The 24,799-nt window shown below is 69.4% G+C and carries 21 protein-coding genes; 14 read left to right on the top strand and 7 right to left on the bottom strand.

Features of this window, described 5'->3' with window-relative positions; translation table 11 throughout:
- The first annotated feature begins 40 nt into the window (after positions 1–40).
- The 3 genes from Prubr_RS26310 (at position 41) to Prubr_RS26300 (ending at position 2,876) form a co-directional block, all read left to right on the top strand.
- Positions 41–694, top strand: coding sequence for a TetR/AcrR family transcriptional regulator (locus Prubr_RS26310; RefSeq protein ID WP_212817604.1), 654 nt, complete (start codon positions 41–43; stop codon positions 692–694).
- Positions 695–817: 123 nt separating this feature from the next.
- Complete coding sequence (locus Prubr_RS26305; RefSeq protein WP_212817603.1) at positions 818–1,933, top strand: MerR family transcriptional regulator; 1,116 nt, start codon at positions 818–820, stop codon at positions 1,931–1,933.
- A 19-nt stretch (positions 1,934–1,952) separates the two neighbouring features.
- Positions 1,953–2,876 (top strand): phosphotransferase family protein, encoded by a 924-nt coding sequence (locus tag Prubr_RS26300; protein ID WP_212817602.1) that lies wholly within the window; start codon positions 1,953–1,955, stop codon positions 2,874–2,876.
- Between the two features lie 235 nt (positions 2,877–3,111).
- Here the strand turns inward: Prubr_RS26300 and Prubr_RS26295 are convergent, their stop codons facing one another.
- Positions 3,112–4,038 (bottom strand): hypothetical protein, encoded by a 927-nt coding sequence (locus Prubr_RS26295; protein WP_246567661.1) that lies wholly within the window; start codon positions 4,036–4,038, stop codon positions 3,112–3,114.
- A 362-nt stretch (positions 4,039–4,400) separates the two neighbouring features.
- Between Prubr_RS26295 and Prubr_RS26290 the strand changes: the two genes are divergently transcribed.
- Positions 4,401–5,402 (top strand): protein kinase family protein, encoded by a 1,002-nt coding sequence (locus tag Prubr_RS26290; protein WP_246567659.1) that lies wholly within the window; start codon positions 4,401–4,403, stop codon positions 5,400–5,402.
- A gap of 85 nt (positions 5,403–5,487) precedes the next feature.
- Positions 5,488–6,126, top strand: a complete 639-nt coding sequence (locus Prubr_RS26285) for a class I SAM-dependent DNA methyltransferase (RefSeq protein WP_212828546.1) — start codon at positions 5,488–5,490, stop codon at positions 6,124–6,126.
- Positions 6,127–6,694: 568 nt separating this feature from the next.
- On the opposite strand, the gene Prubr_RS26280 is transcribed toward Prubr_RS26285, so the two are convergent.
- Positions 6,695–7,381, bottom strand: coding sequence for a GOLPH3/VPS74 family protein (locus Prubr_RS26280; protein ID WP_212817601.1), 687 nt, complete (start codon positions 7,379–7,381; stop codon positions 6,695–6,697).
- A gap of 239 nt (positions 7,382–7,620) precedes the next feature.
- On the opposite strand from Prubr_RS26280, the gene Prubr_RS26275 reads away from it, so the two are divergent.
- Positions 7,621–8,943 (top strand): MFS transporter, encoded by a 1,323-nt coding sequence (locus Prubr_RS26275; RefSeq protein WP_212817600.1) that lies wholly within the window; start codon positions 7,621–7,623, stop codon positions 8,941–8,943.
- 19 nt (positions 8,944–8,962) lie between these two features.
- On the opposite strand, the gene Prubr_RS26270 is transcribed toward Prubr_RS26275, so the two are convergent.
- The gene (locus Prubr_RS26270) at positions 8,963–9,367 is read right to left on the bottom strand and encodes a cellulose binding domain-containing protein (RefSeq protein WP_212817599.1); all 405 of its coding nucleotides are present in this window, start codon (positions 9,365–9,367) and stop codon (positions 8,963–8,965) included.
- 196 nt (positions 9,368–9,563) lie between these two features.
- Here Prubr_RS26270 and Prubr_RS26265 point away from each other — a divergent pair, with 196 nt between their 5' ends.
- The 3 genes from Prubr_RS26265 to Prubr_RS26255 all read left to right on the top strand — a co-directional run bounded on the left by Prubr_RS26265 (position 9,564) and on the right by Prubr_RS26255 (position 11,688).
- Positions 9,564–10,136 (top strand): putative immunity protein, encoded by a 573-nt coding sequence (locus Prubr_RS26265; protein WP_212817598.1) that lies wholly within the window; start codon positions 9,564–9,566, stop codon positions 10,134–10,136.
- 62 nt (positions 10,137–10,198) lie between these two features.
- The gene (locus tag Prubr_RS26260; protein WP_425517944.1) at positions 10,199–10,924 is read left to right on the top strand and encodes a nucleoside/nucleotide kinase family protein; all 726 of its coding nucleotides are present in this window, start codon (positions 10,199–10,201) and stop codon (positions 10,922–10,924) included.
- A gap of 137 nt (positions 10,925–11,061) precedes the next feature.
- Positions 11,062–11,688 (top strand): DUF2625 family protein, encoded by a 627-nt coding sequence (locus Prubr_RS26255; protein ID WP_212817597.1) that lies wholly within the window; start codon positions 11,062–11,064, stop codon positions 11,686–11,688.
- Between the two features lie 53 nt (positions 11,689–11,741).
- Here the strand turns inward: Prubr_RS26255 and Prubr_RS26250 are convergent, their stop codons facing one another.
- Positions 11,742–14,147, bottom strand: coding sequence for an esterase-like activity of phytase family protein (locus Prubr_RS26250; RefSeq protein ID WP_246567657.1), 2,406 nt, complete (start codon positions 14,145–14,147; stop codon positions 11,742–11,744).
- Positions 14,148–14,399: 252 nt separating this feature from the next.
- On the opposite strand from Prubr_RS26250, the gene Prubr_RS26245 reads away from it, so the two are divergent.
- Positions 14,400–14,858, top strand: coding sequence for a hypothetical protein (locus tag Prubr_RS26245; RefSeq protein ID WP_212817596.1), 459 nt, complete (start codon positions 14,400–14,402; stop codon positions 14,856–14,858).
- Here the strand turns inward: Prubr_RS26245 and Prubr_RS26240 are convergent.
- A complete protein-coding gene (locus Prubr_RS26240; protein ID WP_212817595.1) occupies positions 14,855–16,081 on the bottom strand; it encodes an epoxide hydrolase family protein in 1,227 nt (408 codons plus the stop codon). The two genes, Prubr_RS26245 and Prubr_RS26240, sit on opposite strands and share 4 nt — an antisense overlap.
- Before the next feature lie 285 nt (positions 16,082–16,366).
- Between Prubr_RS26240 and Prubr_RS26235 the strand changes: the two genes are divergently transcribed.
- Both Prubr_RS26235 and Prubr_RS26230 read left to right on the top strand, forming a co-directional pair.
- Entirely contained in the window at positions 16,367–17,086 is a 720-nt protein-coding gene (locus tag Prubr_RS26235; protein WP_212817594.1) for a VOC family protein, read from the top strand.
- 54 nt (positions 17,087–17,140) lie between these two features.
- Positions 17,141–18,331, top strand: coding sequence for a winged helix DNA-binding domain-containing protein (locus tag Prubr_RS26230; RefSeq protein ID WP_212817593.1), 1,191 nt, complete (start codon positions 17,141–17,143; stop codon positions 18,329–18,331).
- Between the two features lie 99 nt (positions 18,332–18,430).
- Here Prubr_RS26230 and Prubr_RS26225 read toward each other — a convergent pair whose 3' ends face one another.
- Positions 18,431–19,201, bottom strand: a complete 771-nt coding sequence (locus Prubr_RS26225; protein WP_212817592.1) for an SDR family NAD(P)-dependent oxidoreductase — start codon at positions 19,199–19,201, stop codon at positions 18,431–18,433.
- A 200-nt stretch (positions 19,202–19,401) separates the two neighbouring features.
- Here Prubr_RS26225 and Prubr_RS26220 point away from each other — a divergent pair, with 200 nt between their 5' ends.
- Entirely contained in the window at positions 19,402–21,591 is a 2,190-nt protein-coding gene (locus tag Prubr_RS26220) for a DUF6461 domain-containing protein (RefSeq protein WP_212817591.1), read from the top strand.
- Between the two features lie 36 nt (positions 21,592–21,627).
- Here the strand turns inward: Prubr_RS26220 and helR are convergent, their stop codons facing one another.
- Complete coding sequence (gene helR / locus Prubr_RS26215) at positions 21,628–23,775, bottom strand: RNA polymerase recycling motor ATPase HelR (RefSeq protein ID WP_212828543.1); 2,148 nt, start codon at positions 23,773–23,775, stop codon at positions 21,628–21,630.
- A gap of 430 nt (positions 23,776–24,205) precedes the next feature.
- Between helR and Prubr_RS26210 the strand changes: the two genes are divergently transcribed.
- Positions 24,206–24,718 (top strand): 3'-5' exonuclease family protein, encoded by a 513-nt coding sequence (locus tag Prubr_RS26210; RefSeq protein WP_212817590.1) that lies wholly within the window; start codon positions 24,206–24,208, stop codon positions 24,716–24,718.
- The last annotated feature ends 81 nt before the right edge of the window (positions 24,719–24,799 follow it).

Below are 24,799 nucleotides of genomic sequence, written 5' to 3'. Positions count from 1 at the left end.
CCACGCTCCACCGGCCCGACGACCGCTCTGGAGGTATGCCATGACCGACCAGGCCCCCCGGGGCACCCGACCCACCCGACCGGAGGGCTCGCCGAAGCGGGGGCCGTACTCGAAGGGACTCGCGCGCCGGCAGCAGATCATCGACGAGGTGCTGACGGTCTACGACAGGCTGGGATTCGAAGGCACCTCGCTACGTGCCATCGGCGAGGCGATCGGCGTGACACATCCGGTGCTCAAGCACCACTTCGGCACCCGTGAACAGCTCTTCATCGAGGTCCTGCGGGAGCACGACCGCCGCTTCCTCGACGCCCCGTCCGAGGACGACGACACCTTCGTCGACCTGATCCACCGATCGACCGAGCACAGCATGCGGGTGCCGGGGCTGATGGCCCTGCTGAACAGCATGGTGGCCCATGCGCTGGAGGCCGGCAACGACCACTCACGGGCACACTTCTCCGAGCGGTACGCCGATCTCAGGCGAACGATCGTGAGCCTTCTCGAGGAAGGCCGGGCGGCGGGAAGCGTACGGTCGGACATCCCCCTGGACGAGGCGGCCTCGCTCGTCCTCGCGGCGGCCGACGGCCTCAGCACCCAGTGGCTGCTCGACGGAAGCGCCGACCTCAAGAGCGGCTTGTTGCTGCTGCAACGCCTCCTCGAACCGCCGGGCCGAGAGGTGGGTCGGACCGACGCCTGATCGACCTGATCTCAGACGTCCGCAAAAGCGGCGAGGCCGGTAGGGCACTCGGAGCCGATAAGCCGAACCTCGGTCGCGCCGAGCCTTGTTCCTCACGTGGCGTCATGCCACATAGTCGGTGGCGTGGAGGAGCACCTGACCGTGGGGCGGGTCGCCGAACTGGCCGACGTGACCGTCCGCACGCTGCATCACTACGACGAGATCGGCCTTCTGCAGCCGTCCACGCGGACCGCAGCCGGGCATCGGGCCTACTCCGCGGATGACGTGGAACGACTGCGGGAGGTGCTCGCCTACCGGCGGCTGGGCTTCGGATTGCGCGAGATCGCGGATCTGGTCGACGACCCGGCCACCGATGCGGTCGCGCACCTACGCCGATTGCGCGGCCTGCTGCTGGACCAGCGCGACCGTGCCGCCGCCATGGTGACGGCCATCGACCGGGAACTCGAGGCACGGGCAATGGGGCTCAGGACGACACCGGAGGAGCAGTTGAGAGTGTTCGGCGCACAGCTGTACGACGCCATCGGATCCGCCTACCCGGCGACGCGGCGTACCGAGCCGCGGATCGCCGCGCGCATCTGGGATGCGCTGGGGGACGCCCGGACGGTACTGAACGTCGGGGCCGGCACCGGCTCGTACGAGCCCCCGGACCGCGACGTCACGGCGGTGGAACCGTCGGCGGTCATGCGGGCGCAGCGTCCCGCGGGCGCGGCGCCGTGCGTGGCCGCCGCCGCGGAGAACCTGCCGTTCGAGGACGGGTCCTTCGACGCCGCGATGGCGGTCAGCACCGTCCATCACTGGCCGGACCCGGTCGCCGGGCTGCGCGAGATGCGGCGGGTGGCCCGCCGCGTGGTCGTGTTCACGTACGACGCCGATGACACCGGCTGGCGGCAACGCTTCTGGCTCACCCGCGACTACCTGCCCGAGTTCGCCAACCTTCTCGTCGGCTGGCCTTCCCTGGCCGAGCTGACCCGCGCGATCGGTGGACGCGCGGAGCCGGTACTCATCCCGTGGGACTGCGCCGACGGCTTCTTCGAGGCCTACTGGCGCCGGCCCGAGGCCTACCTGGACGAACATGTGCGCCGCGCGGTGTCGGTATGGACCAGAGTCGGGCCCGAGGCCGAGCAGCGGGCAGTGACCCGACTCCACGCAGACCTTTCGTCAGGCCGATGGGCCGACCGCAACCGCGATCTCGTCGCCCTCGACGCGGCAGAGCTCGGCCTCCGCCTACTCGTAGCCTGAACGGGCACAGGCTTCGAACATGAGCCGCCCGGAGCCCACCGCCGCCATGCTCGCCTGGGCCACCCGGCAGCTGGCCGAACAGGCGACAGTGGCAGTGGTCAAAGGACTGCGCGAGGGCGGCAACCCGTGGCTGCTCCGGATCCGGCACGACGGGCGCACGAGCGAGGCGGTGCTCAAGGTGGCCGACCGGGACGATCCGGCCGGCTTCGCCACCGAGATCGCGGCGCTGCGCGTGGCCGAGGAACACCGGGTCGGGGCGCCGACGATCCTCGGGTCCGACAGCGGCGAAAGCGGAACCGGCACGCGCACCGTACTCGAGACCGTCGTGCCCGGCAGCAGCACGATTCCGGTCGAGCCGACACCGCGACGGCTCCGCGCCCTGGGCGCCGCGGCCGCCGCGCTCTACGACGTTCCCGCCGTCCCGTCGCCGGACCTGCCCGTACGCACCCGCCCGATCCCGGCCAGCGACTTCGCCCGGCAGCGCCGGCTCGGCCGCGACCACACCACACCACTGCTGCAATCGGCCGACGCGCACGTCAACCGGCTTCCGATTCCGACGGGCCGGCAGGTGCTCGTGCACGGTGACCTCTGGCAGGGCAACATGTTGTGGGCCGGCGACACGCTCACCGGCATCGTCGACTGGGACATGGCCGGGGTCGGCCACAACGGCATCGACCTGTGCTCGCTGCGCCTGGACGCGGCGCTCATGTTCGGCCGCGGAGCGGCGGAACAGGTCCTGGCCGGATGGGAACGCGCGACGGGGGAATCGGCGCGCGACGTTGCTTTCTGGGACGCGATCACCGCGCTCAACATGCCGGGCGACCTGGCCGTGTTCGCCCCCGCCATCCACGACCAGGGCAGACGCGACCTCACCGCCGACACCCTCAACAGGCGCCGCGACGCGTTCCTCCGCCGGGCGCTCGACCGGCTACCAGAGCCCTGACGGCAGTTACGGGACACGCTCGTCGCGATCGCGCGGCGGATCCTCTACTGGCTCGCGCCGGGCCGCCACGACGATTGCCGGTGTGGCGTCGGAACGCCGCTGGTCGGCGTCCGCACCGTACGCGAGCAGGAGACGCAGTACCGCCGGTGCGACGGGTCGCATCAGCGCGGTGATCAGAGGCGCCTCCTCGTCAGGTCCCGGACGTGCCCCCGCCCCCAGCAGTCGGCGGGGGAGTTCATTGGTCGTCACCGGTCGGTTCGGTGAACGCTCGTAGGCGTAGCCGTGCCGCGACGTTGTCGGCGAACCAGGCGAAGAACCCGCTGTCGGAGTCGAGGCCGGCGCGGACCGTGTCACACCAGTCCGGCCGGTCGAGCACCGCCAGGTACTGCCGCACGATGCGGTCACGCTGTTCGGTGGTGCATCCACATCGCTGCGGAGCCTTGCCCGCCAGATGGTCGGCGATGACCGCGGCGTCGGCGTACCTGTGAACGGTCGGCGCCTGCCGGGCAAGGTGCGCCGCGTGCGCAGCGAGGACGATCGGCGCCGGCGGATACCGCTCGAGGGTCATGCCCATGCCGCCGCAGTCCGCCATGGTCTTCAGCAGTCGGCCGGTGTGGTCGACCAGGGCATCGTCGACCTCGGTACCCACGATCGCTTCGTGCAGGTGGGCCGCGGTCGCGACCTGACCGGCGTAGTAGCCGTTGAGGAAGTCGCCGTCGCAGGCGTGGCGCAGCAGCCACCGACGCGAGGCATCGTCGCTCCGTCGACAGAGCGCCTCCACGACGTAGACCCGGCCCCAGCCGGCAACACGCTGGGCCAGCCACAACAACGCCGGCCCGCCCCCGCGGCGTCGCTGCAGCGCCTCGGCGGCCAACGGCCCGAATCTCTCCGACAGCAGGCCGATGGTCTGGATCAGCGGGATGTCTTCCTCGGCCCGGTCCGTGGCCAGCAGCGCCAGGCCGACGGTAACGGCGCATCGCTCAATGCCGTGCCGCACCAGCCACCGACCGGTCTGCCGCACCCGATGCCGGTCCGCACGGAACGCGGCGGCGGCAATGTGCGTGTTCCAGTGGATCGGAACATGGACGTCGTGGAACGCGTCGGCGAGTTCGCTCGGTCCCGCGGCGGCCTTACCGAAGTGCCGGTCGAGTATGGCGGCCACGCCGGCGCCGTCGAGTCGCCGATCGTTCCGGGTCTGCGGTCGCTGCCGGCTGTGGTGGAGTGCGTTGTCCAAATACGGCTCGCCGTCATGCGGCAGGATACCGTCAGGATCTTGCTGGTGTAGACGCAGAGCGTGCTCGAACAGGGTGGTCTGGGATCCGAGCGATCCAGGCTCGGCCGTCACGCTCACCGGCGGACGGAGGACTCGATTCTGTCGATCATGGCCGGAATGATGCCAGCCCGGATGTGCTGGGGCAAGTAGAACTGGTCGGGCCGAGCCGCGTTGCGTGCCGCCACGGCCGCACCGCCCGGACGTTGGCGTCGGCGTTGAGCGGCCGTGGCCCGAGGGCATGATGGGATGCGATGCTCACCACCCGACGTTTCCACCATGATCGCGTTTCGGCCTCGCTCGCCGCCCGCAGTGACGACGAGTTGGCGGCGTTCCTTCATGCCGTGCCCACCAGCGCCGTGGGCGTGGGCGGCAGTTCCTCGGTGTTCGACGTCGACGGCGTGCCGGTGTTCGCCAAACGGATCCCGATCACCGACCGGGAGCTGGCCCATCCGCACAGCACGGCGAACCTGTTCGACCTGCCGGCCTACTGCCAGTACGGCATCGGCGGCCCGGGCTTCGGCGCCTGGCGTGAGCTGGCCGCGAACATGGTCGTCACCGAGGGGGTCCTCGCCGGTGAGTCGGAGTCGTTTCCGCTGCTGTACCACTGGCGGGTGCTGCCCGGCCGTCCACCGGTCGCGTCCGAGCACCTCGACGTCGACGCCGTTGTCGCCCGGTTCGGTGATTCCCAGGCGGTGCGCATCCGTCTCGAGGAACTGGCGAAGGCGGCCTCCAGTCTCGTTCTGTTCTTCGAGTACCTCCCCTATCCGCTGCTTGACCGGCTGGGCGACCCGGCCGCCCGGGCCGAGACCGTCGAACGGCAACTGTTCGAGATCGTGGCCTTCCTGCGCAGCCGCGAGGTGCTGCACATGGACGGACACTTCGGCAACATCCGGGCCGACGGTGATCGGATCTATCTCGTCGATTTCGGTCTTGCCACCTCCCCTCGGTTCGACCTGTCGGACGCCGAGCGCGGCTTTGTCGCGCGGCACGTCGGCCACGATGCCGACTACGCGGCGATGCGGCTGGTGAACTGGCTGGTCACCACGGTGTGCGGGGTGCCGGTGCCGGTCAGCGGTGGTCCTGTTGCCCGCAACATGTACGTGCGCCGATTGGCCGGCGGCGAGGTTCCGCAGGGCGTGCCGGCGGCCGTGGCGGGAATCCTGGCCCGGCACGCCTCCGCTGCGATGCGGATGAACGACTTCTACTGGCGACTGTTCGACGGCGACATGCACGCGGAGTATCCCGGCCCGTAGTTCTGGGACCCGCGATCCTGCCGGCGACGGTGGAGTGACAGCCCATGATGGAGCCATCGTGCGGGGCCGGGCTATCGTGCTCGGCATGCACGTTCCGGGCTGGCTCGACGACACGCGGACCTCGTACGACACTGTGGCGGCCAGCTACGCCGACCTGCTGCGCGACGCGTTGCACGGCGAACCGTTCCAGCGGGGCATCCTGGCGTTGTTCGCCGAACTGGTACGCGCTGCGGGAAGCGGGCCGGTCGCCGATGTCGGCTGCGGTTCGGGCCGGATCACCGGTCACCTGCATGGTGTGGGCCTGGACGCGTTCGGCGTCGATCTTTCACCCGCGATGATCGATGTGGCGCGGCGCGATCATCCGACCTTGCGGTTCGAGGTCGGGTCCATGACGGCTCTCGACCTGGCTGATGACTGCCTGACCGGGCTGCTCGCCTGGTTCTCCCTGATCCACGTCCCCGACGACGAGATGTCCACGGTTCTCGCCGAGTTCTTCCGGGTGGTACGGCCCGGTGGAGTGCTGCTGGTCGGCTTCCATGCCGGCGAGGGCAGCCAGCTCAAGACCGAGGGCTACGGCGGGCATCCGATGCGCGTCTACGTCCATCGTCGTTCACCGGCCCGCGTTGCGGCCTGGTTGGAGGCGGCCGGCTTCACCGTTGCGGCCGAGATGGTCCATCGCCCGGCTCCGGACGTCGAGGGCGGTTTCGTCTTCGCCCACCGGTAGCGGCGACACGGCGGCCAACCGCTGCCTGAACCGCACAATCATGAAGGTGCGGCACCCCCTGGGGCAACACCGACGACACGAGCTGAACGTGAGGGGTGTTACCTCGCCCGAACAATCCCGCTGGCGCTCATCTCGTCAACGCGATCGCGCTCGGCGATCCGGTCTTCGGAGTCAGACCTGCCTATTGGGGAAAGATGCGTTTGTCTGATCAGCGGGGCCGGGACGCCAAGCGGTGGGTTGTCGATCTGAGCGTGAGTGACCCTACGGAGCATGGATAAGGTCGCTCACGCTCAGATCGACGGCGCGAGCGACCGTAGGCGATGACCAGGCGCAGGACGGTGGGCCGGTGTGGACGACTCGGCGGCCGGATGGGGGGTGGCCTGGAGAAACTCCAGCTCCCCGTGCCTAATTGGCCAACGCATCCGGGCGTCGCGGCACTTGCACCTCCTGGTTGATACGTCAGCCAGGGCGAGATGGCGGTGAGTGCGGCGACGGCGATCATGACCGCGAGTGCCGCGGCGAGTATCCAGGAGGCGGATACGTGCCGGGGGTCGACACAGGCGCCACCTCATCCCCCTGACTGGACCGCGGTGGTGACGGCGACGGTGCTCGCCGCGGCGATCGCCGCAGCGGTGCGGACGACGGCGGTGTTCACGGCGTCAGCACCCCAGCTGCCGCTCTCGAGTTCCTTGGCACGCTTGTAGACCTTGCCCGACCACTTGATCGCCGGGTGGAACGTCGGCAGGGTGCCGCTTGCCGAGAGCAGGGCCGCCAGCGCAGCGGTGCGGGAGTCCGGATCCGCGCCGTCCTCGAGCACGGCACGCACCCTCTCCAGCATCTCCGCCTCGTACTGCGGGTTCTCCGCGCGGAATCTCGTCGTACGGAACAGGCCGAGCATCCGCTCGCGCTCGCGGCGGATGAGACCGCGTTCCACGAGCCGGTCGATGACCTGCCCGCGAAGGTGGGTTCCGATCTCGATGAGGAGCGTCTGCACGCCGCGGGGGCGCTCGGCGATCCTGTCGTAGGCGGACCGCAGCAGGGGATCCGAGGGCGGCTCCCCTTCGACCGCGCGCACCTCGAGACCGTTGAAGATCGTTCGGGTCTCGTCGGTCTCGACCAGGCCGCGTAACGCGAGCTCCACGAGGACGGCACCGCAGAGCGTGTAGTAGAGCGTGCCCTCCCCGGCGATCGTCCCAGACTTGTCGTCGATCAGCAGAAGCATCAGGTCGTCGACGATCAGCATCTCGTTCTGCAACGTTCTTCCTTCCGTCTCGAGCGGGCGTATCACGCGCTCGCGCACGCACGACGTGCACGATCGGCCGGCCCGGTCCAGTCCGGCTCGGTCTGCACATACCCTGTCACAGTCCTCGTCACCCGCCGGAGAAGTCGATCCGACCATGGTGTGCAGGTCGATGACGACCCGGCCGATGGTGTTCCCGGCAGGCTCGCCGACGACGCACGGACGCCCCGCGCAGAAGCCCCTATAGTGTCCGGGTGAACTACGCTCGATCCTCGCGGGTCGCCGAGTTCAACAGTCTCTGGACTGCCTACACCGTCACGTTTCTCGGCAGCACCATCGCCATGGGCGCACTGCCGTTCCTTGCCCTCAGGTATGTCCAGGCGTCGGCCGCCCAGGTTTCGATCATGGCGGCCCTGGCCGCGATCGCGAGTGCGGTGATCGCGTTGCCCCTGGCACCGTACGTGGAGCGGCTGCCCAAGCGTCGCGTCCTGATAGCCACCGAGTGTGTTCAGTTCGCGGCGATGGCCTCCGTCGTGGTGGCGTTCGCATTCGACGGGCTCACCTACACCCATCTCTGCCTGGTGGCGACGATCGAGAGTGCCGGCTCGATCGTCTATCTGTCGGCGGCTGGCGCCTTCATCAAGCAGACGGTCGCGCCGGACCGGCTGGTGGCCGCCAACGCCCGGATGGAGGCCACGAACTGGACGGCATTCAGCGTCGGTCCATCGGTGGGCGGTTTCCTCATCTCCGCCTTCGGAGCGGTGGCCACAATGGTCGTGGACGCTGTCAGCTTCGTACTCGGGATTCTCTGCCTACTCCGGGTCCGCGGGCATCACGAAGACCGCCCGGAGGAGGGCAGCCGAGAGCCGATGGTCCGGCAGGTACGCGCCGGAATCAGTCACATACTGCGGCATCGTGGACTTCGCGGACTGTATGCGAACGCGATGCTCTTCGGCGGGGCGGTGACCATGACCGTGCCGCTACTTGCGGTGTTCATGCTCCGCGACCTCCAACTGTCCGCCTGGCAGTACGGTCTCGCGCTCGGTGCGCCCGCGGCGGCCGGGTTGCTCGGCGCGGCCATGTCGCCCAGGATCGTCACCGTCCTCGGTGCCCGCCGGGCGCTGCTGTGGTCCGGCGCCGCTCGCGGCCCCTGGATTCTTCTCCTACTGTTCGCGACCGCGGGCCTCCCCGGCCTGGTCACGATCCTCGTGTCCCAGGCGCTGTTGCTGTTCACCGCAGGCGTGTTCAATCCGGTTTTCGCGACCTACCGTATGCGGGCCACCCCGGACCAGCTCATGACCCGGGTCGGCACCGCCTGGTCCGCCAGCAGCAGGCTGATACAGCCGCTTTGCATCGTTGTCGGCGGCGGGGTCGCGGCGTTGGCCGGAGTCCGGCCCGCACTTCTGCTCGCCGGCGTGCTCTGCCTCGTGGCGAGCGCGCTACTGCCCTGGCGGCATCACGATCCAGCGGACGGGCCTACCGGAACCGACGACGACAAGTCCTCGGCCACGTCGTCGACAACCAGCGGCGACAACCCGGAACCGCAATACTCACGAACCCGAACCGCGTCACGGTAGGTCGATCCGCTCGGCGTCGTCAGTTGGACGGCTTACAGGTGATCGTGGGCAAGGCTGCGCCGTTGCCCGTTCCGACATAGCCGAATTCGGCGATGGCGTTGGACCCGAGGATGGGAGCGTGCGCGGGTGGGTCGATGGTGTACTGGCTACCGAAACCGGCGAACGTGGCGTCCCACCCGGTGATCGTCCAGGGCGGCGCGGTCAACTTGCCCTGCCACGTGATCCGCCCGGAGCTGACGTTCTTGATGGTGACCTCTACCTGGTAGCCGCCATCCCAGGCGACCGTCGAGGTGGTGATGAGGCACACCGGTGGAGGCTCGTCCGCCGCTGCGGCGGCCGGCGCCGCGCTCGTCGGCGCGGCACCGATCAGCAGGGCGGTCACCCCAAGCACAGCAAGGACCGCGATGCGCACCCGAAGACCCATGGCGGCAATATACACCTGTCCATATGTCGCGTAGCCGTTCGCGGGCGGCAGCGGTGCTCGGCACCGATGCGAGTTCGAACCGGATCACGCGTGTCGAGCAACCTGAGTCACCCACCGTCTTGAGGGTTATTGCCGCTCTGCCCTGCTAATGTCGCGAAAAAGTCTCCACCGGCAGTTCAACGATACCGTTCATGGTATGACGGCTCCCGACGAGAACCTCATGATTGAAGTCAGCACGGCCGAACTGCGCGAGATCACCGGCTACGCCGTCGCCTGCGCGGAGCCCGCGTTGACGATCTTCGAACAGATACGTCGTGACGATCCACGCCCACGAACCGCGCTCGACGCCGCACGGGCGTTTGCGGGCGGAGCCAGGCGGACCAAGGAAATCCGTGACAGCGCGTGGGCAGCGCACCGGGCGTATCAAGAGACACGCGATGCCGGACAGGTCGCGGCGAGCGACGCTGCGCGCGCGGCCGTTGCCGCGGCCAGTGCGGCGTTCCTCCACCCCCTGGCGAAAGCGACTCAGGTTCTGCACATCCTCGGAGCGGCCGCTCACGCGGCCCGCGCCTTTGAACTCGATGCCGGCGACGACCGTGACATCGGCGCCGCCTACATCACGAAGGCAGCGGGTCTGGCCGGCCCCACCGTGGTGAGCGTCCTGACCCGTTACCCGAACGCCCCGGGAGGTCGCGGTCGGGTGGGAGAGCTGTTGCGGAAGCTGGACGCGTCGTTGCGACAGCGGACGACGGCAGCGGTGGACGGGTGATGGCGGAGGGAGTCGGAGTCGCGCCGACGATGCCGGAGATCTGTTCGGATAGATTTCAGATCATGGATGGTGACCGGCCGCCGGTACGGATGTCGGTGTCGACATGGCAGCAGCCGTTGCCGGCGATGGCGTCGGCGCAACGTTCGGCGTTGGTCGCTGACGTCGCCGAACGTGTCTTGGCGTGCGGTGACCGACGCCTGCGGGTGGGCATCGACGGATTGACCGCTGCCGGCAAGACCAGCTTCGGCCATGAGCTGGCCAAGCAGATCAGCATGCTGGGTCGACCGGTACTGCGGGCCAGTCTGGACGACTTCAAGAGACCGTGGCGGGACCGGCACCGGTATGACCGTGAGTCGGGCGATGGCTATTACCGCAACGCCTTTGACTACGACACCGTCGTGCGGTTGCTGCTGCAACCGGCCGGTCCCGGTGGTTCCGGTGCGTGTGTGCTGTGCAGCATCGATCCACTGACCCAGCGAGAGCACCGTGATGTGGCCACTCACGCAGCGGCGGACGCGGTGCTGATCGTCGACGGCGTCTTCGCGTTCCGTCCGGAGATCAACGCCTACTGGGACTTCCGGATCTGGCTCGATGTGGATGAGCAGACCTCGGTGCGCCGGGGAACCCACCGGGATCGGTCGTGGGCGGGTACGGAGGCTGAAGCGGTGCATCGTGATCGCTATCTGGCCGCCGAACGGCTTTATCTGGCCGAGGTGGACCCCCTTCGGCTGGTCGACGTGGTCATCGACAACACCGTGTTTCACCGGCCCCGGGTGCTGCCTGCCTAGACAGACAGCGGCCTCGTCGGATGTGGGTCGTCGACGTACGCGGCGGCCCATGGTCATGCCGGGTCGGGCTCCGGGTTGAGGGGCCGGTTCCGGGCATGGCCCAAGGTGGGATTCGGAGCCTGCGCGAAGCTCTCGGCATGAGCGAGTCGGCTTGGCCTGAGGTGTCGGCCGCGGTGGCGGCAGCGCCGTATCCCGTCGAGGTACTACCCGCGGATTCCGCAGAGGCGGAACGCTGCCTGACGGCCCTCGGGATGTCGACGCGGTCGTGGTTGGGTGCGATCATGGCGCACTCGGGCGGCCTGCTGGTTGACCACGGCTGGCTACGTGTGTTGGGCAGCGGCAACGGTCGGCTGCCCGATGTCGTCACCGAGGCGGATCCGACCGTCGGCGTGCTGGTCGTGGGCTATGACGTTCTGGGCGGGCAATTCGCCTGGTCGCAGCCCGAGCCCGGGGTTCCGCCGACGGTCCACTACTTCGGGCCGGACGACCTCGGTTGGCAGGATCTTGAACAGGGATATGCCGACTGGCTGAACGCCGTGCTGTCCGGGTCCCTGACGGCGTTCTATGAAACGTTACGCTGGCCCGGGTGGGAGGCTGAGGTCTCGGAACTGCTGCTTGATCAGGGAATACACACGTGGCCACCACCCTGGACCGTCGAGGGCGAGGACCTGGGCGTCGTGTCGCGAAAACCGATTGCGATGGCCGAGTTGGTGTCGTTCCACCACGAGACCGCGCGGCGTGTGGGTCGGCCGGATCGACCATGACGCGTTCCGGGCCGTCACCCCTGCCGGTCCGGCAGGGGTGACGGCCACGCCGGTCAGGCGGTGAACCGGATGCGGTTACGCCGGGCCCGCACCACCGCGAAGATCCCGCCGGCCGCGATGAGTACGCCGGCACCGGCGAGCGTGAGCGCCGGTGCACCGGTCACCGGCAGTCCGCCACCTCCACCACCGCCGCCACCGAGGACGTCGGTGGCCTTGCCGAGCCGCAGGAACACCGTCTCGCCGGTGGCGTCGTCGAGGCCGTCGTTGTCGGTCACCGCGTACAGCTGGCCGTTGCCGGCGACCGCCATGCCCTCGACCTTGTCCTGCACCCAGCCGTTGTCGGCCCGCAGCAGCGGCAGCAGGTCGACGGCGAGCCGCTTGGTCACCGCCGGCATGTCGTCGCCGGCACCGAACCCGTCCGGCACGTCGAAGGCGTACACCTTCTTGACGGTCGCGGCGGGGCCGCGACGGTTGTCGCGCTCCACGACCGCGAACGTGTCGTCGTCGACGGCCACCAGTTCCGACAGGCCGACCCAGCCGCCGGACGGCGCGGCGTCGAGCTCGTACGACAGCCAGGACCAGGCTCCGTCGGCCACCGAGTACCGGCCGATCCGGACCGTGCCGGCCGGGTCGCCCTTCAGTTCCCGCTGTACGGCGACCCAGACCTGCTCGGCGCCCTCGGCACCGGTCACCGCGACACCCTCCAGGCCGTTGCCGCCGATGGCGGCGGCGACCTCGGCGGGCAGCGGTACCTCGTCCTGCACCGCGCCGGCGTCGTCGACGCGGACGAGCAGGTTCGGGGTGGCCGGCTCGTCGTCCGAGGCCGGGGCACCCTCGACGGCGAGCCAGTAGCCGCCACCGGCACGGGCCGCGACCCCTTCGGCGTCGTAAGCGACCGGGGTGCCGCCCTTGGTGACGGTCAACTCCTTCTCGATCAACGCCGGGGTCCGGGCCACATCGATGGTCAGCAGCCGGGTCGGGGTGTAGACGTTGTCGTTGACGGCGACCAGCTTGTCGGGCTGGCCCGGTACGGCGCTGAGGCCGGACAGGGCACCCCAGGTGATCGGGGCCGCCGGCTGGCCCGGCTCGTACGCCGACCGGATGGACGGGAAGGCGCCGGCCCTGCCGAACCGGTAGATCTGCACCGAGGCACGGATGCCCTCGTCGACCAGGTCCTCCTCGCTGGACACGACGAGCAGCCCGCGCGCCGCGACGGTGGTCACCCCCTCCGGCCCGTTCGTGGTCGGCAGGACCTGTACGAACGCCGGCGCGGCCGGGTCGGTGACGTCGTACACGGCGACGAAGTTGCCCCGCTCGGAGGCGACGAACAGGTACGGCCGGCCGTCGAAGCGGCCGAAGGCGATCCCTTCCGGTTCGCTGCCCTTGGCGTCGGAGCGGCCCTCCGGGTAGAGGCCGTGCGCGGCGGCGAGCCGGTCGAAGGAGTTGCCGGCGTCGTAGGCGACCCGGCCGTCGGCGTTCCAGATCGTGAAGCCGCGTGAGCCGCCCTGATAGTCGCCCTCGTTGGCGGTGGCGAACGCGGTGTCGCCGATCCAGGTGACGCCGTCGGGCTCGCGCGGCACGGTGACGGAGTCGTCGAAGACGATGCTGCCGTCCTCGACGGTGTCCACACCGGACAGCTCGACCGAGCCGGCGGAGACGTCCCGGACGACCTTCTTGCCGGCCAGATCGACGACCACCAGGTGGTTGTTCTCCTGGAGGGTGACCACGGCCTCGTCACGTCCGTTGATCGACACGTACTCGGGCTCGGGGTCGCCGGGCGCGACCTCGGCCAGGCCGGTCAGTTCGACCCGTGACAGCTCCCAGGCGTCGACGTCGTCGGACAGGTCGACGACCGTCAGCCATCCGGCCGGCAGCTGCGGGATCTCGCCGTCGTTGAGGTCCTCGTCGCGCTCGTTCTCGATGGCGATCGCCGCGTACCTGCCGCTCGGCGCCACCGCGACGGAGTCCGGCTGGCCGCCGAGGTCGATCTCCCGCACCACCTTGCGGGAGGCGAGGTCGAGCACGACCAGCACGCCGGACGGGTCGGTGAAGCTCTCGCTGGTGTTCACCGCGACGAGAACGAATCCCTTGTGGACGCCGACCGAGGTCGGCTCGCCCGGCAGGTCGAACACCCCACCCGGCGTGGGGTTGGCCGGGTCGCTGATGTTCAGGAACCCGACCCGCCGGCCGGCGGCGTCGGTGGAGATGACGGTGTTGCCGTCGGCGCTGACCGCGCTGATCTCGGCGACGGCCTCGTCGTCGGCCGAACTGTTGAGGTGGGCCGGCACGGTGGCGAGGCGCTGGAAGGCCGGGGCGTCGGTGGCGCGTGCGGCGCCGAGCGGCGGCACCGCCTGCGCGGCCGGCGACAGCGCGACCAGCGCCGGCAGCGCGACGAGCCCGAGGGCTCCTGCGGCCGCGGGCACCCGGGTACGCCGGGTGGCCGATGATGGGAGAGGCATCAATGCTCCGTCGGGGGTATCGGCAGTTATGGCCTGCTCTGCCTACGCATGCTTGTTGACCTGCCGTGGACCGCCAGGCCAACATCCGGTGTCCGGCCACCCACGTTTGCCGACACCATGACATGGGCACGACCTCCTGTGCCGTAGATCTCATCGGCCTGCGCCGGTACGGCCACGGCGCGGTACCACGGATGCCGGGCGTCGGGAAGAAGATGGAGCAAGGTCCTACGAGCGACCCGCGACGGAGGAGAAGTGAGCCGGACGGCCGAACTGTGGCGGCAGGGATGCGTGCCGGCGGTCAGCGGGCACTACCGCGCCGACGGTCTGGCGCATGTCGTGGATGTCGATGGCGCACAGCTGTCGTACTTCCGGGTCCGCGAACGGTTCGACGTCGACGCCCTGCTGGCCGCCCACCCCGAGAACCTGGCCGAAATCGACGAGACGGCACGGTTGGCGCTGCCGGACGGCTCGGGATCCCTGATCTGTGGTGCGGGCGCGCACGGATCGGAAGGTTTCTTCGCCCGGGTCTGCGGCCAGGAGGAACTGGTCTGGGTCGTCTTCCTACTTCACGGCAACCCGTTCGAGCGGATCGGGGTGTCCGGTTCGACGGCCACCTTCAGCAACAACCTCGACCGCTCGGTCGACGTCGACCTGCGCCAGCCGCTCTTCCGGACCATCGGCGTCACCGACGGCCATCCCGGCCAAGGCTAACGAAGCGGCCGAAAGCCCGCGCGAACCTCTTCCGAAAAGATCTTCGGTCGTTCCCAGGCCGCGAAGTGCCCGCCCTGGTCGAGCCCGTTGTAGTAAACGAGATTGGGGTACGCCCGCTCCGCCCAGGTCCGCGGGGCCTGATACAACTCGTCGGGGAAGACGCTGACCGCGGCCGGCGTGGAGACGCCCTTGGTGGCGAAGAAGGAGAGCTTGTTCTCCGCATAGAGACGAGACGCGGAAACGGCCGTGTCCGTCAACCAGTACAGCGTGATGTTGTCGAGAACGTCGTCTCGCGAGAGCCCTCCGGGTCGGCCGTCGAAGGCCTGGGAGATCAACTCCAGACTACGCGCGTCGTGGTCGAGCAGGAAGGCTGCCATCCCGACGGGCGAGTCCGCCAATCCGGTCAGCGTCTGTGGTCGGGTCCCCATCATGAGGGCGTAGGCCACGTGCTTCCATACGAAGTCCAGTTGCTCGCACGCGCGCCTCTCCTCGGCCGAGAGATCGGAAGGAAGTGAACCGAGCGCGTTGTTGGCTCCGGTGATGTCGGACTGGAACAACTTGTCGATGTCCGGTGGAACGGCGCCGGGCATGTTGGTGTGAATGCCGATCAGTTCCGGAGGCGCCTGCACGCCCATCATGTCCGTCACGACCGCACCCCAGTCGCCGCCCTGCGCGACGAACCGCGTGTAGCCGAGGCGCTTCATCAGTTCTGTCCAGGCCCGTGCGATGTGCTCGGGTCCCCACCCGGGTGTGGTCGGTTTACCGGAGAAGCCGTGGCCGGGCAGCGACGGGATCACCAGATGGAAGGCGTCCGACGCGCTTGCGCCGTGGGCCGTGGGGTCGGTGAGCGGATCGACGATCTTCAGCTGTTCGATCACCGAGCCTGGCCACCCGTGGGTGACGATGAGCGGCAGCGCGTCGTCGTGTTTCGAACGGACGTGGATGAAGTGAATGTCCACCCCGTCGATCTCGGTCATGAACTGCGGCAGGTCGTTCAGTCTCGCCTCGACCTTGCGCCAGTCGTACTCGCTCTCCCAGTAGCGCGCGACCGCCTGGATCATCGCGAGCGGCACACCCTGCGACTGGTCTGCGACGGTCTCCTTCTCCGGCCAGCGGGTGGCCGCGATGCGCGTACGCAGTGACTGGAGTTCCGCCTCTGGGATATCCACCGTGAACGGCCGAATCTGTCCGGTGCGCGTCGGCGCTTCGGTCTTGACAGCCATGTCGGCGCTGCTCCCTACTGCCGGAGGTCGAGTGGGATTGTCCGTCGGTTCTGGCGAGGACGCCCCCTGCAGCCGACAGTAGGGCGCCGTTGGCGTGGCCGTGGGCCGTCCGAACAATCTCGTTCGTCGTCTCGTTCCACGCTGTTTGGGGGGTTCGTCACCCGTCGAGCCGCTCTCGTCCCGAGATGCGGTTGCTCCCGGTTCCTCGGCCGACCGGACGACCGGGAAAGACGAACGGCTATTTCCATGTGCGACGGGCACCCCGACCTGCGTAGGAAAGGAGGCATGGCCAACGAAGTGACCGTTCCGCTGCTGCCCTGCGCCTCCATCGACGACATCGTCGGCTTCTACGAGGTTCTCGGTTTCCGTACGACGTACCGGCAGCGCAAACCCAACCCGTACGCGGCGATGCAGCGCGAAGACCTGCATCTGCACTTCTTCGAACTCGCCGGATTCGACCCGCAGCAGTCCTACGGCTCCTGCCTGGTCCTCACGTCGGACATCGAAGGACTGCACCGGGCGTTCGCCGCGGGCATGCGCGCCGCATACGGGAAGGTCCTGGTGTCCGGAACGCCGCGCATGACCCGGCCCCGACCACGCAAGAACGCCGACGGGGTCAGCGGATTCACCGTCATCGACCCCGGCGGCAACTGGATCCGCGTCGTCAACCAGGCCGCCGCCCCGGAACCCACGCCAACGGGACGCCTGGCCAAGGCGCTGGCGAACGCTGTCGTACAGGCCGACTCCAGGGGCGAAATCGAGCAGGCCGCTCGAATCCTCGACAGCGCGCTGGCGCGTACCCAAGCCGGGGACGATCCGGTCGCGCGCGTAGAGGTCCTCGTGTACCGCGCCGAACTCGCGATGGTGCTGCACGACCCGGACACCGCGACCGACATGCTGGCCCGTGTCGAACACGTCGTGCTGGGCCCGGATGAGTCCGAACGTGCGGCCACGACACTCCAGAACGCCACCGAACTCGCGGCGGCGCTCAGGAGTGACCTGTAGCCGGTTCCCCGCCTCCGCACGGTCGTGTCGAGTGCCCGGCGATAGTCTCGGTTGATGGCGGTGAAGGTTTCGAGAGACGACATCATCGCGTTTCGCCTCCACGCCCAACACCTCACCGAACGCCTGGGCGAGCAGGGGCTGCTCGACGCGGCCGGGGCCTGCGGTGTCCAGAACAGTCCGCCCGGCTCGGCACTGTTGGCCCTGCACGCCCGGGTGCGCAACCTCTCGCCGGATCGGGTCGACGAGGCGATCGCCAGGGACAAGAGCATGATGCAGAGCTGGTGCATGCGCGGCTCGCCGTTCTATTTCCCGACCGCGGACGCACCGGTCTTCACCACCGGAGTGCTTCCGCCGACCGAGGAGGCGATGCGTCAGTTCGTCCTCGGCGTGGGCCCGGCGGTGGACAAACTCGGTCTCAGCCTCACCGAGACCGTTGACCTGACCGGCGCCGAGATCGGCGACGTCCTGAGGGGGCGCCGGCTCGCCGTCGACGAACTCGGCGCGGAACTCGCCGAGCGGATCGCCCGCAAGTTGTCGAAGAAGCAACGCGGCATCTGGGAACAGGAAGGTCCTCATGCCGCCGGCCAGCCGCTCGGCGAGGCCGTCGTGCACTTCTGCATCCGCATCCTCACCTTGCGGCGGGTGATCTGTTTCGCCCCGCGCGAGGGGAACAAGGCACCGTTCGTCCTCGTCGACGAGTGGTTGGGGAAGCCGATCCCGGACACCGATCCGGAAGCCGCACGCGCCGACCTGCTTCGCCGCTACCTGCGCTGCTACGGGCCATCCACGCGCGCGGACTTCGCCGCCTGGCTGGGGGTCCGGGCCGGCGACGCCGTCCCCTGGTGGACCCTGGTCGAGGACGAGATGACGCCGGTCGAGTTCGGGCGCAAGACGTGGATCCTCACCGAGGACCTCGACGCCCTGCGGTCGCCACCGACACCGAAAGGCGTACGCCTGCTCCCACCCCGTGACCCGTACACCCAGTTGCGTGACCGTGAAACGGTTCTCGACAAGAAGCACCACCGGGACGTGTGGAAGACGGTCGGCGACCCGGGCACGGCCCTCGCCGACGGCGAGATCATCGGTGTGTGGCGGCCACGCAAGAGTGGCCGGAGGCTGACCGTCACCATCAAGACGTTCGACGCCCTGCCCGCTCGGACCAAGAAGCCGCTACAAGCCGAGGCCGACCAGGTCGCCACGTTGCGGGGTGCCACGTCCGTGGACGTCGAGTTCGACACCTACTGACCAACGGACCATCCCGGCTGGTGGTGGGTTGGGCCTGCAGCGTGATGGTCGACGTGGACGACATGGTGGACGAATGCGAGTCGCGACTCTCCCGCGGCGTCATCGGCCGAGTACGGCGCCGCCGTTGAGGCCGATGACCTGCCCGGTCAGATAGCCGGCTTCCGGCGAAGCGATGTACCGAACCGCCTCTGCCACGTCATCCGGCGTTCCGGCCCTGCCGACCAGGGTGTCCGAAACCTTCGCCAGCACGAATTCCGCGGTGTCCTGCCCGTGGAAGATGTCGGTGTCCCGGATGTAGCCGGGCGCCAGAACATTCACCGTGATGCCGTCCCTGCCCAGTTGCCGCGCCAGACCGAAAGCCCATCCGTGCAGCGCGGCCTTGGCGGCGGCATAGGAGCCGGCTGAATGCGGCCCGGAACCGCCCCGCTGGGCCGCCGCCGAACTGAGCATGATGAGGCGGCCCCCTGGCCGACTCACATGGTTCAGCAACGCATTGGTGAGCAGGACCGCTGTCATCAGGTTGACATCCAGGTCGCGCCGCCAGGTGGCGGCCAAGGCCTCGAGCCCCTCGCCTTCCGGCGGGGTGACGATTGCGCCGGCGTTGTTGACCAGCACGTCGACGGAACCGAATTCGGCGATCTGCTCGGCAGCCACCCGCACCTGCATGGGATCCGTCAAGTCGGCACTGATCGGAGTCACCCGGCCCACACCCACGGCTCGATTGATGCCGCGGCTTGCCTGCTCCAGCAACGCGATGCGTCGTCCGAGGATGACGACCCGATCTCCCTGGTCCGCGAACATACGGGCCGTCCGCTTGCCGATACCAGTTCCCCCGCCGGACACCACGATCAGACGCGATGACTCGATCATGACGTCACTCTAGATCACGCCGATAATGGGCCCGGACGACTCGGGTACCTGAACTGGCTGACCGCAGCCGAACAGCGCACGCGGCGGTAGCGGAGGCATCCGCCGCGAAGGAATCCGCAGCGCGGAGCCAGTGGCACCCAAGCGGCACCGCACCCGGCTAGAATTCACCGTCCGATATGGAGTGAACTACGGGGGATGTTGTGGTCGAGGTTCCGGATGCGGTTGTCACAGAGCTGGTGCGGCCGGTCGCCGCGGCGCTGCCACTCATCATCGCCCGTACCCCGGCGGCGCCGGCTGCCGAACTCGGTCGCCTGCGGGCAGTTGCCGACGGTGACACCTGGCCGGTCCACGAGTCGGCGTTCGGGTCCCGGGCGTTGGCCGGGGCACCCGCCAGGGTCCGGCCCGCGTCGGGCCTGCCGCCGGTACGCGACGCGCTGGACTCGCTGCCGCCGTTGCTGGTCGAACGCCTGCTCGGCGCGCTGGAGCTGACGGTGCCGGAGCTGGACCTCTCCAGCGTCCCGGACCTGGGCGGTCTGCTGGCGAAGCCGTCCACCGGCCACTTCCTCTACGCCAGCATGAGCGGCCAGAGCGAGGCGGTCACCGGCGTGGCCGTACTGGAGCAGAGCAGGCCCGGTGTGTTGCCGCTGGTCGTCGCGCTCGCCCACCGGCTGGCCGCCCAACCGGCGATCGCCGCCCGACTGACGGTCGGGCCCGGGATCGTCGACGAACGGGATATCGCCGCGGCGCACGGCGCGGCACATCTGGCGCTGGCCGTCGCCACCACCGCCACCGTCGTGCACCAGGTGGGTATCGCGCCGTTGGTGACGAAACCACCGGCCGTGCTCGGTGCCGCGATCGGCACGGCGGTCCTGCTGTTGCGGGAAGCCCCGATGCCGGCCGGTTACGACGCGGCATTGCTCGCCCGGGCCCGGGCCGAATACCTGATGCCTCGCCAGACCCACACGTCGACGCCGGTGGCGGGCCACCGGTTCGCGCTGCTGGAGGGCACCAGTGTCCCCGAGGTCGACTTCGCCGGCAACGGGCTGGTCACCGTGGTCCCGGGTGGTGCGGTGATCCGCACCGGCGTCGAGGCCGGGCACGTCCAGGTCACGTTGAGCATTCTGGACGGACCGCCGCCGGCTGTCGCGACCGACTGGGACGAGGTTGTCGAGGTCAGCTGGCGGGCCGCTGTCGGTGGCGCCTCGTTGATCGGGCCGCACCCGGGCGACCTGCCGAAACTGCATCGGGTCACCCCGCCATGGCCGGGCGACTACCGGCTCCGGGTGCACGCCCGTGGCAGGGACGACACCGACCTGCGCGGCAGGGAGTCCTACCAGCTGCTGGTATGGCGGGCACCCGCCGCACCCGACACCGTGTACGCCCGCGCCGACCGGCTCGGCTACCGGCTACGCGGCGAGGCGGAGCCGGGGCGGACCGAGCGACCCGAGACCGCGTACCGGTGGCTGTCCAACAGCAACCTCGACGTGGCGGCGACCGTCACGGTCGTGACCGGGTCCAGCGTCGGCGACGTGCTGCGCGCCTTCGGCGCGGACCCGGCCCGGCCGGAGTCGATGCGGGACATCAACGACGAGCTGATGCGCCGGCAGTCGATCGACCCGTGGGTCGCGGTACTGGATGTCGGTGACGCCGTGATCGCCGTCGAATACAACGGCTGGGAGGGTTCGCGGGCACCCGTCCTGACCCGGTCTTCGGCGGGTGGGCGGGCCGCCAGCATGTTCTGGAACGTCAACGCGGTGACCCGGCTGTCGTTCGCCGAGCACGGCGACCTGTTGCTGTCGGTGGAGCCGTTCGACGCCGTTGACGCGCCACGACCGGTCGCCCCGGCGGTCGCCGACCTCGACTTCGCCGACCACCGGCGCGACAAGCGGCAGATGGGTCTGGTCGCGGTGCAGCGGTTCACCGGCCACACCGTCAGCGCCGACGACGTGGCCCGGATCGAGGCCGCCGACGTCGGGTTCCGGATCGTGCCGAACCTGCCCGCGCTGCGCCCGCGCCGGCCGCGACCCGGCGACCCGCTCGGCACCGTCGTCGACGCGCTGGCCGAGATCCCCGAACCGCAGCTGCGCGACCTGGCCTGGTGGGTCGCCGCGCAGGCCGCCCAGCACGGCGGGCTCGGGGAGGACCCGGACGTCGTCGCCAGCCTCACCGCCCGCGCCCTGACCGAACAGGCGCGCCAGCGGGCCGGACGGTCCCAGGGCGCCCGCAGCGCGCACCGGTGGGTCTGGCTCGCGCTGCACGGGGCGACGAACCCGGATCCGGTCGCGGCGGTCGCCGATGCCGTCGACGCGGCCCGCTACGCCGCCGGCCCCCACGCGGCGAACCTGGTCGCCGACGCCCGGGCCCGCATCGTCGGATTCGTCCCACGGTGACGACCCGGGTTTCGTGACCGCCGGAGCGTCAACCCGTCAGGAACTGGTGAGGATGACGAGTTGCCGGGTCGCCCGGGTCATCGCGACGTAGCGGTCGACGGCTCCTTCGATGCCGCCGCCGAACGCCTCCGGGTCGACGAGGACGACCAGGTCGAACTCGAGCCCCTTCGACAGCTCCGGGGTCAGCGACCGGACGCGGGACGTCGCCCGGAACGTGGGGTCGCCGATGACGCAGGCGACCCCTTCGGCGTGTACGGCGAGCCAGGTGTCGAGGATCGAGCCCAGGTCCGAAACGGCCCCGTGTACGACGGGGACGTCGCCGCTGCGGATCGAGGTCGGCACGTTGGCGTCCGGGAGCACGGCCCGGATGACCGGCTCGGCCTGCGCCATGACCTCTTTCGGCGTCCGGTAGTTGATGCTCAGGGAGGCCAGGTTGATCCGGTCGAGCCCGATGCGCTCGAGCCGTTCCTGCCACGACTCCGTGAACCCGTGCCGGGCCTGGGCGCGGTCACCGACGATGGTGAAGCTGCGTGACGGGCAGCGCGGCAGCAGCATCTGCCACTGCGCGTCGGTCAGTTCCTGGGCCTCGTCCACGACGATGTGCGCGAACGGGCCGGCGAGCCGGTCCGGTTCGGTGCCGGGCAGTGCGGTCTGGTCGACCAGGGCGTCGTGGAAGTCCTCGCCCCGAAGCATCGTCACCAGGCCGACACCGTATTCGTCGTCGACGGACTCGATCAGGTCGTCGACGACCCTGGTCATGCGCTCGCGTTCGGCGGCGACGGCGGCGCTGTGCCGTCGCTGACGTCGGGACGCCTGCGGGTCGCCGAGCCGCTGCCGCGCCGCGTCCAGCAGTGGCAGGTCGGACTCGGTCCAGGCCCGGGGGTCCCGGCGTTGCAGTCGGCGGATGTCGTCGGCGCCGAGCCAGGGAGCACACCTGCGCAGGTAGGCGGGTACGGTCCACAGATCCGCGACGAGGTCGGCGGCCTCGAGTAACGGCCACGCGCGGTTGAACGCCGTACGTAGCTCCCTGTTCCGCAGCAGCGCCGCGCGGATCAGGTCGGGCGGTTCGTCGCCGTCGTACCGGTCCACCAGGATGGTGAGCAACTCCTCCCAGATCTCGTCGCGTGCCTCGTTGTGCGGGGTGCCGGGTCCCGGCGCTTCGAACGCCTCGGCCCAGTCGTCGGCATTGAGCCGGATGTCGGACTCGTCGGTCGCGATCGTCATCCCCTCGGTCGGCGGCTCCTCGTAGAACCGGACGGCCGTCTCGATCGCCTTCACCAGGTCCGCGGACGACTTCAGACGTACGACGTCCGGGTCGGTCTCGACCGCCGCCGCGGCTCCCTCGGCGACCAGGTCGCGCAGGGTGCAGGTCTGTACGTCCTCCTCGCCGAGACTGGGGAGGACATCGGCGACGTAGGCCAGGTAGGGCTGGTGCGGGCCGACGAACAGCACGCCGCCCCGGCGGTGGCCGAGGCGTGGGTCGGAGTACAGCAGGTATGCGGTGCGGTGCAGGGCGACGACGGTCTTTCCCGTACCCGGGCCGCCGTCGACGACCAGGGCGCCGCCTGATCCGGCCCGGATGATGGCGTCCTGGTCGGCCTGGATGGTGCCGAGCACGTCCCGCATCCGGGCCGACCGGCTGCTGCTGAGGCTGGCGATGAAGGCGGACTGGTCGTCGAGCGCGGCGGCGTGCCCGGTGAAGCCGTCCGGGACGAACACCTCGTCCCAGTAGTCGGTGATCCGGCCGCGGGTCCAGCGGTAGCGGCGGCGGCTCGTCAGACCCATCGGGTTGGCGTGGGTCGCCCCGAAGAACGGCTCCGCCGCCGGCGACCGCCAGTCGACCAGCAGGCGGCGGCCCGTGCTGTCGGTGAGGCCGAGCCGTCCGACGTACACCGGCTCGGGGTTGTCCGCCCCGACCATGTGTCCGAGGCACAGGTCCAGCCCGAAGCGACGCAGGGTGCGCAGCCGGGCGGTGAGCCGGTGGACCTCCTGGTCCCGGTCCATCGCCGCCTGGCCCAGGCCGCCGGGCGCCCTGCGCTCGGCGTCGAGACGGTCGGACAGGTGTGCGACCGACTGCCCGAGGCTCTCCGCGATGGCCGCGAAGTGCTGCTCGTCGCCGGCGATCAGTGTCGGGTCGGCCTTGGCGGACAGGTGGTCGGGAAGATCGAACGCGCTGGTGGTCAACGGGTCCACGTGATCAGCTCCGATGTTGTTCCGGGTCGTGGCGCGGCGAACCCGCCGGGTTCGCCGGGTCGGGGGACGAGGATGTCGACACACGCATCTCGTGACCCCTTTTCCATGGGTTTTTGCCTCGGCCGGCGATTCTGCGGCACGACCCGGGTCTTGCCGCAATCCCCCGGGTGCGATATATGTTGAAGATGGAAAGGAGCGATTAGCTTCCTTTCCATCTTTTCATTTGCGGCGGCCTCATCGCGCGGTGTCGTCGAAGAGCACCGCCGACCGAATCAGGTCGTGCCCCTTCAGGGCCTCCGAGGCGGAGGTGTTCGATGGCCGCCGACTTATACCGCTCACCGCGCTGGCGGACGTATGTGACACTGGCGGCCGCCCACATGGGACGCAGCCCGAGAAAGCGTCACCGGGCAGGGAGTGAGCGATGAGCAACTACGTGTTCGTGGATGTGGAGGCGGCCGGTGCGAGCCCGGTCAACGGCACCATGACGGAGTTCGGTGCCGTCCACGAGAAGACGCGCAGGACATTCCACGGTGTGCTGTTCGAGGGAACACCCGACCCCGCCAATCCGGCGGTTCCCGTGGTGGGTGCGAGCGTCAACGACGCCGTCACCGTGGCCACGGAACTCTCCGACTGGCTGCGCGAGGTCGGTGGCAGGGAGCGACCGGTCTTCGTGTCGGACAATCCGGCCTACGACTTCATGTGGATGGCCGCTCTGTTCGACGAGGCCGGGCTTCCCAACCCGTTCGGCCACAGCGGACGCCGACTGAGTGACTTCTACGCGGGACTGATGAGCAACTGGGGTGACACCCAGGGCTGGAAGCGTTTCCGTCGGACGCCGCACGACCACAATCCGGTCAACGACGCGATGGGGAACGTGGAAGCGTTCCAGGAGCTGAAGCGTATGGCGAAGGAGCAGCGTAATGGCCGGCAGTAGGAGTACGGGAACCGGTGGCCGGACCTGACCCGACCCGACGGGTGCGGGCGTACCGACGAGGAGCCGTTACCGGGAAACGCG

The sequence above is a fragment of the Polymorphospora rubra genome (assembly GCF_018324255.1).
Lineage (GTDB): Bacteria > Actinomycetota > Actinomycetes > Mycobacteriales > Micromonosporaceae > Polymorphospora > Polymorphospora rubra.
The sequence above is the reverse complement of the archived record's forward strand: the minus strand, read 5'-3'. Positions and strand labels throughout refer to the sequence as shown.

Bases quoted from the DNA above. Each gene is read 5' to 3' on its own strand.
- Prubr_RS26255 (WP_212817597.1), top strand. From the start codon at position 11,062: ATGAGCGAGTCGGCTTGGCCTGAGGTGTCGGCCGCGGTGGCGGCAGCG.
- Prubr_RS26285 (WP_212828546.1), top strand. From the start codon at position 5,488: ATGCACGTTCCGGGCTGGCTCGACGACACGCGGACCTCGTACGACACT.
- Prubr_RS26300 (WP_212817602.1), top strand. From the start codon at position 1,953: ATGAGCCGCCCGGAGCCCACCGCCGCCATGCTCGCCTGGGCCACCCGG.
- Prubr_RS26250 (WP_246567657.1), bottom strand. From the start codon at position 14,147: ATGCCTCTCCCATCATCGGCCACCCGGCGTACCCGGGTGCCCGCGGCC.
- Prubr_RS26230 (WP_212817593.1), top strand. From the start codon at position 17,141: ATGGCGGTGAAGGTTTCGAGAGACGACATCATCGCGTTTCGCCTCCAC.
- Prubr_RS26265 (WP_212817598.1), top strand. From the start codon at position 9,564: ATGACGGCTCCCGACGAGAACCTCATGATTGAAGTCAGCACGGCCGAA.
- Prubr_RS26260 (WP_425517944.1), top strand. From the start codon at position 10,199: ATGGATGGTGACCGGCCGCCGGTACGGATGTCGGTGTCGACATGGCAG.
- Prubr_RS26240 (WP_212817595.1), bottom strand. From the start codon at position 16,081: ATGGCTGTCAAGACCGAAGCGCCGACGCGCACCGGACAGATTCGGCCG.
- Prubr_RS26290 (WP_246567659.1), top strand. From the start codon at position 4,401: ATGCTCACCACCCGACGTTTCCACCATGATCGCGTTTCGGCCTCGCTC.
- Prubr_RS26225 (WP_212817592.1), bottom strand. From the start codon at position 19,201: ATGATCGAGTCATCGCGTCTGATCGTGGTGTCCGGCGGGGGAACTGGT.
- Prubr_RS26270 (WP_212817599.1), bottom strand. From the start codon at position 9,367: ATGGGTCTTCGGGTGCGCATCGCGGTCCTTGCTGTGCTTGGGGTGACC.
- Prubr_RS26210 (WP_212817590.1), top strand. From the start codon at position 24,206: ATGAGCAACTACGTGTTCGTGGATGTGGAGGCGGCCGGTGCGAGCCCG.
- Prubr_RS26310 (WP_212817604.1), top strand. From the start codon at position 41: ATGACCGACCAGGCCCCCCGGGGCACCCGACCCACCCGACCGGAGGGC.
- Prubr_RS26235 (WP_212817594.1), top strand. From the start codon at position 16,367: ATGGCCAACGAAGTGACCGTTCCGCTGCTGCCCTGCGCCTCCATCGAC.